This is a genomic window from Streptomyces sp. Y1 (assembly GCF_041053115.1).
GTDB lineage: Bacteria > Actinomycetota > Actinomycetes > Streptomycetales > Streptomycetaceae > Kitasatospora > Kitasatospora rubellomurina.
Window position 1 is genome coordinate 3,087,543 of the sequence record NZ_CP163445.1, and the last position, 12,990, is coordinate 3,100,532.

Below are 12,990 nucleotides of genomic sequence, written 5' to 3' on the forward strand. Positions count from 1 at the left end.
AACTTATGCACGTGAATGAGGCCGAGCGTCGGCCGGATGACCGGAGGATCCCGATGGACGACCGTGCCGTCGCCGTGGTCGGGATGGCCTGCCGCGTCCCGGGCGCCGACGACATCCACGCCTTCTGGCGGTTGCTGCACAACGGCGAGGACGCGATCACCGAGGCGCCCGCCGACCGGCGCTACGACGTCCCGGAGCTGGCGCCGTTCCGCCGGGGAGGGTTCCTCGACCGCGTCGCCGACTTCGACGCCGGGTTCTTCGGGATCTCCCCGCGCGAGGCCGCGGCGATGGACCCGCGCCAGCGCATGGTGCTCGAACTGAGCTGGGACGCCCTGGAGGACGCCTACCTCCCGCCGGACAGCCTGCACGGCAGCGCCACCGCCGTCTTCCTCGGCGCCACCGGCGACGACTACGCCTCGCTGGTGCACCGGCACGGCGCCGACGCGCTGTCCCACCACTCCATCGCCGGCCTGAGCCGGGGCCTGATCGCCAACCGCGTCTCGCACCGGCTCGGTCTGCACGGCCCCAGCCTGACCGTCGACACCGTCCAGTCCTCCTCCCTGGTCGCCGTCCAGATGGCCTGCGAGAGCCTGCGTTCGGGCGCCGCCCGGCTCGCCCTCGCCGGCGGCGTGCACCTCAACCTGGCGCCGGAGAGCACGCTGGCCTTCGCCCGCTCCGGCGCGCTGTCGCCGGACGGCCGCAGCTACACCTTCGACGCCCGCGCCAACGGCTTCGTCCGCGGCGAGGGCGCCGGCGTGGTCGTCCTCAAGCGCCTCGCCGACGCCGTCGCCGACGGCGACCCGGTCTACTGCGTACTGCTCGGCGGCGCCGTCAACCACGACGGCGCCGGCCAGGCCCTGACCGTCCCCGACCGCGACGCGCAGCAGGCCCTGCTGCGGCAGGCGTACGACCGGGCCGGGGTGGACCCGGAGCAGGTGGCGTACGTCGAACTGCACGGCACCGGCACGAAGGTGGGCGACCCGGTCGAGGCGAACGCCCTCGGCGCGGTGCTCGGCACCGCCCGCGACGCCGGACGGCCGCTGCTGGTCGGCTCGGTGAAGACCAACATCGGCCACCTCGAACCGGCCTCCGGCGTGCTCGGCCTGATCAAGGTCGCGCTGTCGATGAAGCACGGGGTCCTCCCGGCGAGCCTCAACTACGAGAGCCCGAACCCGGACATCCCGCTGGAGCAGTGGAAGCTGCGGGTCAACGCCGAGGCCCGGCCGTGGCCCGAGGGCCCGCGCCTGGCCGGTGTCAGCTCCTTCGGTGTCGGCGGCACCAACTGCCACCTCGTCGTCGCCGCCCCCGAGCCGCGGCCCGCCGCGGCCCCCGAGGCCCCGGCCCAGGAAGCCCCGGCGCCCGTCGTGGTCTCGGGCGCCTCCCCCACGGCCGTCCGGGCCCAGGCCGCACGGCTGCGGCAGTGGCTGGAGGCCCGGCCCGAGCTGCGCCCGGCCGACGTCGGCTACTCCACGGTGACGACCCGTTCGGCGCTCAAGCACCGCGGCGTCGTGGTCGCCGCGGACCGCGCCGAGCTGCTGGACGGCCTGGCGGCGCTGTCCGCGGGCGAGCCGTCGGCGACGGTCGTGGCGGGCTCCACCGCCGAGACCGGCCGCGGCGTGGTCTGGGTCTTCCCCGGCCAGGGCTCCCAGTGGGTCGGGATGGCCCGCGGCCTGTGGGAGTCGTCCCCGGTGTTCGCCGCCCGGATGGACGAGTGCGAGCGGCTGCTGGGCGGTCTCGTCGACTGGTCGCTGCGGGACGTGCTCGGTGACGAGGCGGCGCTGGCCCGGGTCGACGTGGTCCAGCCCGCCCTGTTCTCCGTCATGGTCTCGCTGGCCGAGGTGTGGCGCTCGGCCGGTGTGGTGCCCGACGCCGTCGTCGGACACTCCCAGGGCGAGATCGCGGCCGCCTGCGCGGCCGGCCTGATCTCCCTGGCGGACGGGCTCCGGCTGGTCGTCGGGCGCAGCCTGGCCATCGACGCCGGTCTCTCCGGGCGCGGGACGCTGGCCTCGCTGGCCATGCCCGCCGACCAGGTGGACCAGTCACGGGTCTCGGTCGCGGCGGTGAACGGCCCGAACGCGGTCGTGATCGCCGGCGCCGTCGACGCGGTGCGCGAGGTCGTGGCCGAGTGCGAGGCGAAGGGGATCCGCGCCAAGGTCATCCCGGTCGACTACGCGTCGCACTCCTCCCACGTGGAGGCGATCCGCGACGAGGTGCTGCGGGCCGCCGAGGGCATCACGGCGACCGACAGCGGTGTCGCGTTCTACTCGACGGTCAACGCCGCTCCGGCGCGGGCGGCCGAGCTGGACGCCGAGTACTGGTACCGGAACCTGCGGCAGCCGGTGCGGCTCTCGGAGACCGTCACGGCGCTGGCCGAGGACGGCTACCGCGTCTTCCTGGAGATCAGCCCGCACCCGGTGCTGACCACGGCCCTGGAGGACACCGTGGCCGCCGCGGGCGTGCCGGGCGCCGCGGTGGTCCAGGGCACGCTGCGCCGGGGCGAGGACGAGGCCCGCCGCCTGCTGCTGTCCATGGCCGAGCTGTTCGCGCTGGGCCTGCCGGTCGACTGGCGGCCGGCCCTGCCGGGCGCCCGGCGGGTGGAGCTGCCCACCTACGCCTTCGAACGCCGGCCGTACTGGGTCTCCGGGGCGCAGGGCTCGCTGCCCGTCCCGTCCTCGGCCGGCGGCACCCCGTCCGCCCAGTCCGACCAGTCCGCTGAGCCCGTCCGGGCGGAGCCCGCCGGGATGCGCGAGCAGGACCTGTGGAAGCTGGTCCGCTCGCAGGCGGCCGTGGTGCTCGGCCACCCCGACCCGGCGCTGATCGGGGCCGACCACACCTTCAAGGAGCTCGGCTTCGACTCGGTGACGGCCGTCGAGCTGCGCAACCGGCTGAACACCGCGGCCGGCCTGCGGATGCCGACCTCGCTGCTGTTCGACCACCCGACCCCGGGCGCGGTCGTCCGGCACATGCGCGAGCAGCTGTCCGGGCCCGACACCGACCGGCCCGCCCACGAGGCCGGCGCCGCCGGCCCCGCCGCGCCGGCCGACGACCCGATCGCGGTCGTCGGCATGGCCTGCCGGCTCCCCGGCGGCGTGAACTCGCCGGAGGACCTGTGGCGGTTGGTCTCCGAGGGCGGGGACGCGATCACCGGCTTCCCCGAGGACCGCGGCTGGCAGGTCGCGCCCGGCGCGGACTTCCCCCGCCGGGGCGGCTTCCTGGCCGGTGCCGCGGACTTCGACGCCGCGTTCTTCCGGATCAGCCCGCGCGAGGCGCTGGCGATGGACCCGCAGCAGCGGCTCGTGCTGGAGACGGCGTGGGAGGCGCTGGAGAGCGCCGGCCAGGACCCGGCGGCGCTGCGCCGCAGCCGGACGGGCGTCTTCATCGGCGCCATGGCCCAGGACTACCTCCCGCACCTGGCGGACGTCCCCGACAACCTCGGCGGCCACGCCCTGACCGGCAGCGCCACCAGCGTGGTCTCCGGCCGGGTCGCCTACGCGCTGGGCCTGGAGGGCCCGGCGGTGAGCGTCGACACGGCGTGCTCGTCCTCGCTGGTGGCGATGCACCTGGCGGCCCAGTCCCTGCGCTCGGGCGACTGCTCGCTGGCCCTGGCCGGCGGTGTGACGGTGATGTCGACCCCCGGCATGTTCATCGAGTTCGCGCGCCAGAACGGGCTCGCCGAGGACGGGCGCTGCAAGGCGTTCTCCGACGAGGCGGACGGCACCGGCTGGTCCGAGGGCGTCGGCGTGCTGGTCCTCGAACGCCTCTCGGACGCGCGGCGCAACGGGCACCGCGTGCTGGCCGTGCTGCGCGGCAGCGCGGTCAACCAGGACGGCGAGAGCAACGGGCTCACCGCCCCGAACGGCCCCTCGCAGGAGCGGGTGATCCGGCAGGCGCTGGCCGGCGGCGGCCTGTCCGCGGCGGACGTCGACGCCGTCGAGGCGCACGGCACCGGCACCTCCCTGGGCGACCCGATCGAGGCCCAGGCGCTGCTGGCGACGTACGGGCAGGACCGCGAACAGCCGCTGTGGCTGGGCTCGGTGAAGTCCAACATCGGGCACACCCAGGCCGCGGCGGGCGCCGCCGGCGCGATCAAGATGATCATGGCGATGCGGCACGGTGTGCTGCCGCGCACGCTGCACGCCGACACGCCGTCCCACCACGTCGACTGGTCGTCGGGCGCGGTGGAGCTGCTGACCGAGCAGCAGCAGTGGCCGGCCGCCGAGCGGCCGCGCCGGGCCGGCATCTCGTCCTTCGGGATCAGCGGCACCAACGCGCACGTCATCCTCGAACAGGGCGACCCCGTCGAGTCGGCGCGGCCGGCCGACGAGCCGGAGCCGACCGGCCTCGTCCCGTGGCTGGTCTCGGCGCGCGGCCGGCGCGCGCTGGCCGGGCAGGCGAAGCGGCTGCACGCCGCGGCGTCCGCCGAGCCGGCGCCGCGGGTGGCCGACGTGGCGCACTCCCTGGCCGCGGAGCGGACGGCGTTCGACCACCGCGCGGTGGTGCTGGGCGCCGGCCGGGAGGACCTGCTGGCCGGGCTGGACGCGCTGGCCCGGGGCGACCGCTCGGCGGCCGTGGTCACGGGCAGCGCGGCGACGGCGCCGGGCGTCGGCGTCCTGTTCTCCGGGCAGGGCAGCCAGCGGCTCGGCATGAGCCGCGAACTGGTCGCGACCTTCCCGGCGTTCGCCGCCGCCTGGCGCGAGGTCTGCGCCGAGCTCGACCCGCTGCTGGAGCACGCGATCGACGACGTGGTGGCGGCCGAGCCCGACTCCGAGCGGGCGTCGCTGCTGAACGAGACGGCGATGACGCAGCCGGCCCTGTTCGCCTTCGAGGTGGCGGCGTACCGGCTGCTGGAGTCGCTGGGCGTCACCCCCGCCGTCCTGGTCGGGCACTCGATCGGCGAGCTGGCCGCCGCGCACGTGGCGGGCGTCTTCTCGCTCGCCGACGCGGCGCGCCTGGTCGCCGCCCGCGGCCGGCTGATGCAGGCCCTGCCCCGGGGCGGGAGCATGCTGGCCGTCCAGGCCGACGAGGACGAGGTCATCGACGCGCTGGAGGGCTACGAGGAGTCCGTCTCGATCGCCGCGGTGAACAGCCCCACCTCCGCGGTGGTCTCCGGCGCCGAGGACGCGGTCGCCGAGGTCGAGACGACGCTCGCCGCGATGGGCCGCAAGACCACGCGGCTGCGGGTCTCGCACGCGTTCCACTCGCCGCTGATGGAGCCGATGCTGGACGGGTTCCGCGAGGTGGCGCGGTCGGTGTCCTACGCGGCGCCGCGCATCCCGGTGGTCTCCAACGTCACCGGATCGCTCGCCGAGGACGGCGCGCTGGAGCAGCCGGAGTACTGGGTGCGCCACGTCCGCGAGGCCGTCCGGTTCGCGGACGGCGTGCGCGCCGCGGTGGCGGCCGGGGCGGAGGTCCTGGTCGAGGTCGGCCCGGACGGCGTCCTGTCCGCCATGGCCCGGGAGACCCTGGCCGACTCGGCGCCCGACCTGCCCGTGGTCCCCGTCGTCCGCAAGGACCGGCCCGAATCCCGGGCGGCGGCCGAGGCGTTGGCGCAGCTGCACGTCGCGGGCGTGCCGGTCGACTGGCAGTCCTACCTCGGCGCCGTCGGCGCCGCCGGGCGTCCCGTCGACCTGCCCACCTACGCCTTCGACCGGCAGCGCTACTGGGCGCAGCCCGCGAAGCCGCAGGGCGACGTCGGCGGCGCCGGACTCGCCGCGGTCGAGCACCCGTTCCTCGCCGCCGCCACCGACCTCGCGGTCGGCGACCAGCTGGTCCTCAGCGGCCTGGTCTCGGCGACCGACGACCCCTGGCTGGCCGACCACGCCATCTTCGGCAACACGGTCTTCCCCGGGGCGGCCTTCGTCGAGGCGGCGCTGCAGACCCTGGACGGCGCCGGCTGCGGGAGCGTGGAGGAGCTGACCCTCCTGGCGCCGCTGGTCCTCGGCGCGGACTCCGTCCGGCTCCAGATCATCGTCGGCGCGCCCGAGGAGTCGGGCCGGCGCCCGATCGGCATCCACTCCCGTCCGTCCTCGGCGGCGGGCTCGTGGACCACGCACGCGACCGGCTTCCTGGCCACCGGGGCGGGCCCGGTGCCCGACGCGTCCGGCTCCGGGGTGTGGCCGCCCGAGGGCGCCGCGCCGGTCGAGCTGGCCGGCTTCTACCCGGAGCTCGTCGACCGCGGCTACGTCTACGGGCCGGCCTTCCAGGGGCTGCGCGCCCTGTGGCGGCGAGGCGACGAGGTCTACGGCGAGGTCCGGCTGCCGGACGACGTCCCCCGCGCCTCGGCCGGGTTCGCCGTGCACCCGGCCCTGTTCGACGCGGCGCTGCACCCGATGCTGTCGCTGCTGACCGGCTCGGACCCGAGTCAGGTGCTGCTGCCGTACGCCTGGTCGGGGGTGACCGGGCACGCGCCCGGCGGCACGGACCTGCGGGTCCGGATCGCCCGCAAGGACGCCCACGAGGTGTCGGTGCGGATCACCGGCCCGGCCGGCGACCCGGTGCTGTCCGTCGAGTCGCTGTCGCTGATGCCCGCGTCCGTCGAGCAGCTGTCCGGCGGGAGCGCCGCCGACGCCCTGTACGCCGTCGACTGGACGGCGCTGGAGGCGGCGGCCCCCGGCGGCACCGTGCCGGAGTTCGAGTTCGCCCAGGTGGCCCCGGCCGCCGGCGGGGACGTTCCCGCCGCGGCGCGGGCGACCGCGCAGCAGGTGCTCGACCTGGTGCAGAAGCGGCTGCGCGACGAACGGACCGACCAGCGCCCGCTGGTGATCGTGACGCGCCGCGCGGTGGCCGTCACCCGGGACGAGTCGCCCGACCTGTCCGCCGCGCCGGTCTGGGGCCTGCTGCGGTCGGTGCAGGCCGAGCACCCGGACCGGTTCGTCCTGGTCGACACCGACGAGGACCAGCGGTCGCTGCGGGCGCTGGAGACGCTGGACCTGTCCGGCGAGCCGCAGCTGGCCCTGCGCGCCGGCGCGGCGTACGTGCCGCGGCTGGCCCCCGCGCCGGCCGCGCGGGCCGCGGCCCCGGCGTGGGACCCGGCGGGCACGGTGCTGCTCACCGGCGCGACGGGCGCGCTGGGCGCGCTGTTCGCCCGGCACCTGGTGGCCGAGCACGGCGTGCGGAACCTGCTGATGCTCAGCCGGCGCGGATCGGCGGCACCGGGTGCGGCCGACCTGGCCGCGGAGCTGGCCGCGCTCGGCGCGGACGTCACCCAGGCGGCCTGCGACGTGTCCGACCCGGCCGCGCTCGCCGACCGGCTGGCGCGGATCCCGGCCGGGGCGCCGCTGACCGCGGTCGTCCACCTGGCGGGCGTGCTCGACGACGGCGCCGCCGAGTCCCTGACGCCGGACCAGCTGGGCCGGGTGTTCCAGCCGAAGGTCGACGCCGCCTGGCACCTGCACGAGCTGACCAAGGACCTCGGCCTGTCGGCCTTCGTCCTGTACTCGTCCGTCGTCGGGACGCTCGGCAACGCCGGCCAGGCCAACTACGCCGCGGCCAACGCGTTCCTGGACGCCCTGGCCGCGCACCGCGCGGCCGCCGGACTGCCGGCGGTGTCGCTGGCCTGGGGCCCGTGGGAGCTGGGCATGGCCGGCACCCTCGGCCAGGCCGACCTGGCGCGGTTCCGGCGCGGCGGCCTGGTGCCGCTGGACGCCGCGAAGGGGGCCGCGCTGTTCGACGCCGCGCTCGCCCTCGACACGGCGACGGCGGTGCCCGCCGTGCTCGACCTGGCGGCGCTGCGCCAGCAGGAGTCGGTGCCCGCGCTGCTGCGCGGCCTGGCCCCGGCCCGGCCGCGGCGCGTCGAGGACCGGACGGAACCGGCGATCGCCCAGCGGCTGGCGGCCCTGCTGCCCGACGAGCAGCGCACCCAGCTGCTGGACCTGCTGCTCTCCACCGCGGCCGTGGTGCTGGGCTACCCGGACGTCGACGACATCGACGCCGACATGTCCTTCAACGAGATCGGCTTCGACTCGCTGAGCGGGATGGAGTTCCGCAACCAGGTCAAGAAGGACACCGGGGTCCAGCTCCCCGCGACGGTGATCTTCAACTACCCGACGCCGGCGACGCTGGCGGTACGGATCCAGGAGCTGCTGTTCCCGGAGGACACGCCCGACGCGGAACTTCCGGCGGACGACGAGGACTTGGCAGCGGACCAGTTGGATGACGAGATCGACGGGCTGGACCTCGACGACCTCATCCAGCGTGCGATGAATGAGTAGTGGGATGATGAAATCTGAAGACCTGAAGGCCGTGCGCGCGTTCGTCAAGCAGCACCTGGACGGCCGGTACGCCGAGTTGGACGCGTTCGAGGAGAAGCCCTCGGAGGTCTACGAGCGGTTCCGGGAGACCGGGCTGGCCAACTGGTGGCTGCCCGAGTCGCTGGGCGGCCGGGGCCTGAGCCTGGAGGACGGCGTCGAGCTCGTCAACGAACTCGCCTACGGGGACGCCGGGGTGGCGTTCACGCTGTTCATCTCGGTGCTGGGCACCAGCATGGTGGAGCTGTACGGCTCCGAGGAGCTGAAGAAGCGCTACCTGGCGCCGATGGCCGAGCGCGGCTCGTTCTGCGCCACGCTCGGCAGCGAGCGGGCGGCGGGCAGCGAACTCGGCAAGATCGACACCGTGGTGGCCGTGGACGGGGACGAACTCGTCGTCACCGGCGAGAAGTTCTTCTCCACCAACACCGACTTCGCCGACTTCCTGCTCGTCGTCGGCCGCTCGGCGGAGGACCCGGAGCAGTCGGCGATGGTGCTGATCCCGCGCGACACCCCCGGCATCGAGATCGTCAAGCGCTGGGACGTCATCGGCGTGCGCAGCTCCTACACCTACCAGGTGAGCCTCCAGGGCTGCCGCGTCCCGGCGGCCAACCGCCTGGCGGGCTCGGGCCTGCGGCTGCTGGAGATCGGCCTCAACGCCAGCCGCATCCTGATCGCCACCACCGCGCTCGGCATCGCCCGCCGCATCCGCGACCTCTGCATGACCTACGCCAAGACCAAGCCGCTGCGCGACGGCGTCCTGCTGGACAACCCCGTGTTCGCGGCCAAGCTCGGCCAGATGGAGATGCAGATCGACGTCATGAAGAGCCACCTGCTGCGCGCGGGCCGCGACTACGACGCGGTCATGGCCAGCCCGGACGCCGCCGACCTGTGGCACCGGCAGGGCACCCTCAAGTCGGCGCTGACCGCCAAGATGTTCTGCGGCCAGACCGGTTGGGACATCGCCACGGTCGGCTCCGAGATGTTCGGCGGGCTCGGGTACACCCACGAGTCGCCGATCGGCAAGCTGATGCGGGACATGCGCTACATCTCCATCGTGGAGGGCGGCGACGACGTCCTGCGCGACCTGGTGTTCAGCCGCTACGTGATCCCGGTCCCGCGCCGCTCGTAGCCCCGGCCGGCCCGCACGTCCGACAGGCCCCCGGCCCCGCGCGCATCCGCCGCGCGGGGCCGGGGGCCTCTCGTCACTCCTTGGGAGCTTCCGGCTCCTCCGTGAAGTCGACCTTCTTGAACTGCCGGTTCATCGACTTGGCCAGGAACCAGGTGGCCACGCCGAGGGCGGCGAAGACCACGAAGCCGAGCAGGCCGGGGGTGACCTTGGCGTCGTCGACGGCGAGATCGGCGGCGAGGTGGACGAGGTTCACGGGGGCACTCATATCTCTATGGTGGCCCGGCTCACGGGGAGCCGGACCATCGGGGGGTGGTTCAGTCGCGCGTGTCGCCGGCGGCCTCGGCCGCCAGGGTGGGGGTGCGCACACCGGCGAACAGGTCGTCCTCCGGCAGGTCCACATCGATCAGGGTACGGGCGAGCTCGTAGTCCTCGGTGGGCCAGACCTCGCGCTGGACCTCCAGCGGCACGCGGAACCACGGGCCGTCCGGGTCGATCTGGGTGGCGTGGGCGATCAGCGCGCGGTCGCGGGTCTCGAACCAGTCGTCGCAGCGCACCCGGGTGGTGATCTCGCGCTCCTTGCGGCCGCTCTTCTCCCAGCCCTCGATCCACTCGCCGTACGGCGAGTCGTGCCCGTGCTCGGTGAGGTACTGGTGCAGGGCCCGGATGCGGCCCATCGGGAAGCCGTGGTTGTAGTAGACCTTGAGCGGCTGCCAGGGCTCGCCGGCCTCGGGGTACGCGTCCGGGTCGCCGGCGGCGTCGAAGGCCAGCATGGTGATCTTGTGGGTCATGATGTGGTCCGGGTGCGGGTAGCCGCCGTTCTCGTCGTAGGTCGTGATGACCTGCGGCTTGAACTCGCGGATCAGCCGGACCAGCGGCTCGGCCGCCTCCTTCACGTCCTGCAGGGCGAAACAGCCCTCGGGCAGCGGGGGCAGCGGGTCCCCCTCCGGCAGGCCGGAGTCGACGAAGCCCAGCCAGGCCTGCTTGACCCCGAGGATGGCGCGCGCCTCGTCCATCTCCTTGCGCCGCACCTCGTGGATGTTCTCCTCGATGTAGGGGTCCCCCTGCAGCTTGGGGTTGAGAACCGACCCGCGCTCGCCCCCCGTGCAGGTGGCCACGAGCACGTCCACGCCCTGCTCGACGTACATGGCCATGGTGGCCGCGCCCTTGCTGGACTCGTCGTCCGGGTGGGCGTGCACCGCCATCAGTCGCAACTGCTCAGTCAACGCCTTGCGTTCCTTCCACATGTTCGGGCGTCCCGCGAAGTCCGGACTGCCCACCGTTCGAACCGCTCCGTGCGGGGCCGCGCCGCCGCGGAACCGGCCGGCGAGCCGTCGTCGGCGCGGCCGGGCCCCGCCCCCACCGGACCGGCTTCGGGCGTGCCCCTCCTATAGTGACGGACTGGAGGCGCGTCGCATTCCCCCGCACCGCCCGCGCGGCCCCTCCCCCAGGAGAGGACGGAGTCCGATGACTGCAGACACCACCGCCCAGCGGCCGCCCGAGGGCCGCTACGGCCGCAGCGGCGACGGCGAGTCGGACCGCCGCCTGAAGGTGGTCGGCGCGGTGTGCGGCGTCCTGGCGCTGGGCCTGATCGCCTGGCTGGGCGGCTCCTACCTGCTGCGCGAGTCGAAGATCAACGGTTCGGTGCCGACCTTCCAGGTGGTCTCCGACTCCGAGGTGCGACTGCACCTGAGCGTGCGCAAGAGCGACGGGACGGCCGGCACCTGCACGGTCCGCTCCCAGGGGGACGACCACGGCGTGGTCGGCGTGGCGGACTTCCCCGTCCCGGCGGACGGCTCCGGCTACGAGGCCGACGTCGTCCTGCGCACCACCGCCCGCGGCACCACCGCCGAACTGCTGCACTGCACGCCCGCCGGCTGACCCGCCCCGGGCGGGCGCCACGCGCGGGTGTCGGGGCTCGGTGCATACTCGGCGGGAGGAGCGGGCATCCGTAGGAAGTCCCACCCCGCGACCCCGTACCGGCCGTTCCCGTACACCGTGGCGCAACGCCGCCGTCAACGGCGCGCCAACGGCCCTCCCGCTTGTCGGCAGGACTTGTTAGGCTCGTGGTTTCGCCCCTTCCGCACCGGATGGTACGGGAGCGGGCGTTGCTTTGTAGTTGAGACCGAAATCACCGACAACCCTGCTGACGACTCACACCCTCAGCACCGCCCCGCACCTACGAGGAGCACCCGTGACCCAGACCAGTGAGAACGTGACCTGGCTCACTCAGGCCGGCTACGACCAGCTCAAGGCCGAGCTGGACCATCTGACCGGGCCCTGGCGCATCGAGATCGCCGAGAAGATCGAGGCGGCGCGCGAGGAGGGCGACCTCAAGGAGAACGCCGGCTACCACGCCGCCAAGGAGGAGCAGGGCAAGACCGAGCTGCGCATCCGCCAGCTGACCCAGCTGCTGGAGCGCGCCAAGGTCGGCGAGGCCCCGGCCGACTCGGGCGTGGTCGCCCCGGGCATGGTCGTCACGGTCGCCTTCGACGGCGACGAGGACGACCTGATGGAGTTCCTGCTCGCCTCCCGCGAGGTCGCCGGCTCCGACACCCTCGACGTCTACTCGCCGCAGTCGCCGCTGGGCCGCGCGATCGACGGCAAGAAGATCGGCGACGAGGCCACCTACGAGCTGCCGAACGGCAAGCCGGCCATGGTGAAGATCGTCAAGGTCGTGCCGCACGCCGGCTGACCCACCCGCGCACCGCGCCGAGGGCGGCGGTCCGGAGTCCCACGGACTCCGGACCGCCGCCCTCCGGCGTGCTCAGCCCGCGGCGGAGCGGTACTTGCGCACCGACAGCCAGGAGAACACCGCCGTGATCACCACGGACCACAGCACCGACACCAGCGCCGCGTGCTGCATCGGCCAGGCGCTGTCCACCGGCCCGACCTGGTTGCCGAAGAGGTCCCGGCAGGCCTGGACGGTCGCGCTGAACGGGTTCCAGTAGGCGACGCCCTGCAGCCAGCCCGGCATCGAGGTGACCGGCACGAAGGCGTTCGACACGAAGGTCAGCGGGAACAGCCAGATCAGCCCGGCCGAGGTGGCCGCCTCCGGGCTGCGCACCGACAGGCCGATCAGCGCGCCGATCCAGGAGAAGGCGTAGCCGAGCAGGAGCAGCAGCCCGAAGGCGCCGAGCGCCTTGAGCACCCCGTCGTGGATCCGCCAGCCGACCAGCAGCGCGACCAGCCCCAGCACGACCAGGGTGAACGCGGTCTGGCACAGGTCGGCCAGGGTGCGCCCGGCCAGCACCGCCGAGCGGGCCATCGGCAGCGAGCGGAAGCGGTCCACCAGGCCCTTGGTCATGTCCTCCGCGATGCCGGCCGAGGCGCCGGCGACGGCGAAGGTGACGGTCTGGGCGAAGATGCCGGCCATCAGGAACTGGATGTACGTGTGGGAGCTGGAGTTCGCCCCGGGGATCTTGATCGCCCCGCCCATCACGTACGAGAACAGCAGCACGAACATGACGGGCTGCATCAGCCCGAAGACGACGATCTCGGGGATGCGGGTCATCCGGCGCAGGTTGCGCTTGGCGACCACCCAGGAGTCGTGCAGCGTGGCGGCCGGGCCCCGGCGCCGGGCGGGCATCGCCGCGCCGATGGCGTGTTCGGTGGCGG

Annotated in this window: 7 protein-coding genes; 4 read left to right on the forward strand and 3 right to left on the reverse strand. The window is 74.2% G+C overall.

Features of this window, described 5'->3' with window-relative positions; translation table 11 throughout:
- Positions 1-53: 53 nt before the first annotated feature.
- Together AB2U05_RS12830 and AB2U05_RS12835 are read left to right on the forward strand one after the other, a co-directional pair.
- Positions 54-8,210 carry a type I polyketide synthase gene (locus tag AB2U05_RS12830; protein WP_369183253.1) on the forward strand — a complete coding sequence of 2,719 codons (8,157 nt, stop codon included), beginning with the start codon at positions 54-56 and terminating at the stop codon, positions 8,208-8,210.
- A gap of 4 nt (positions 8,211-8,214) precedes the next feature.
- Entirely contained in the window at positions 8,215-9,375 is a 1,161-nt protein-coding gene (locus AB2U05_RS12835; RefSeq protein WP_369183254.1) for an acyl-CoA dehydrogenase family protein, read from the forward strand.
- A 73-nt stretch (positions 9,376-9,448) separates the two neighbouring features.
- On the opposite strand, the gene AB2U05_RS12840 is transcribed toward AB2U05_RS12835, so the two are convergent.
- The gene (locus tag AB2U05_RS12840) at positions 9,449-9,640 is read right to left on the reverse strand and encodes a hypothetical protein (protein WP_031076542.1); all 192 of its coding nucleotides are present in this window, start codon (positions 9,638-9,640) and stop codon (positions 9,449-9,451) included.
- A gap of 49 nt (positions 9,641-9,689) precedes the next feature.
- A complete protein-coding gene (gene mca, locus AB2U05_RS12845) occupies positions 9,690-10,598 on the reverse strand; it encodes a mycothiol conjugate amidase Mca (protein ID WP_045703087.1) in 909 nt (302 codons plus the stop codon).
- Between the two features lie 241 nt (positions 10,599-10,839).
- Between mca and AB2U05_RS12850 the strand changes: the two genes are divergently transcribed.
- Together AB2U05_RS12850 and greA are read left to right on the forward strand one after the other, a co-directional pair.
- Positions 10,840-11,253, forward strand: coding sequence for a DUF4307 domain-containing protein (locus AB2U05_RS12850; RefSeq protein ID WP_045703050.1), 414 nt, complete (start codon positions 10,840-10,842; stop codon positions 11,251-11,253).
- A gap of 313 nt (positions 11,254-11,566) precedes the next feature.
- Positions 11,567-12,067 carry a transcription elongation factor GreA gene (gene greA, locus AB2U05_RS12855; RefSeq protein ID WP_045703053.1) on the forward strand — a complete coding sequence of 167 codons (501 nt, stop codon included), beginning with the start codon at positions 11,567-11,569 and terminating at the stop codon, positions 12,065-12,067.
- Positions 12,068-12,139: 72 nt separating this feature from the next.
- Here the strand turns inward: greA and AB2U05_RS12860 are convergent, their stop codons facing one another.
- Complete coding sequence (locus AB2U05_RS12860) at positions 12,140-12,961, reverse strand: ABC transporter permease (RefSeq protein WP_045703089.1); 822 nt, start codon at positions 12,959-12,961, stop codon at positions 12,140-12,142.
- Positions 12,962-12,990: the final 29 nt, after the last annotated feature.

Excerpts from the sequence above, each read along its gene's own strand:
- AB2U05_RS12830 (WP_369183253.1), top strand. The coding sequence starts at position 54 with ATGGACGACCGTGCCGTCGCCGTGGTCGGGATGGCCTGCCGCGTCCCG.
- AB2U05_RS12850 (WP_045703050.1), top strand. The coding sequence starts at position 10,840 with ATGACTGCAGACACCACCGCCCAGCGGCCGCCCGAGGGCCGCTACGGC.
- AB2U05_RS12860 (WP_045703089.1), bottom strand. The coding sequence starts at position 12,961 with ATGCCCGCCCGGCGCCGGGGCCCGGCCGCCACGCTGCACGACTCCTGG.
- AB2U05_RS12840 (WP_031076542.1), bottom strand. The coding sequence starts at position 9,640 with ATGAGTGCCCCCGTGAACCTCGTCCACCTCGCCGCCGATCTCGCCGTC.
- AB2U05_RS12835 (WP_369183254.1), top strand. The coding sequence starts at position 8,215 with ATGATGAAATCTGAAGACCTGAAGGCCGTGCGCGCGTTCGTCAAGCAG.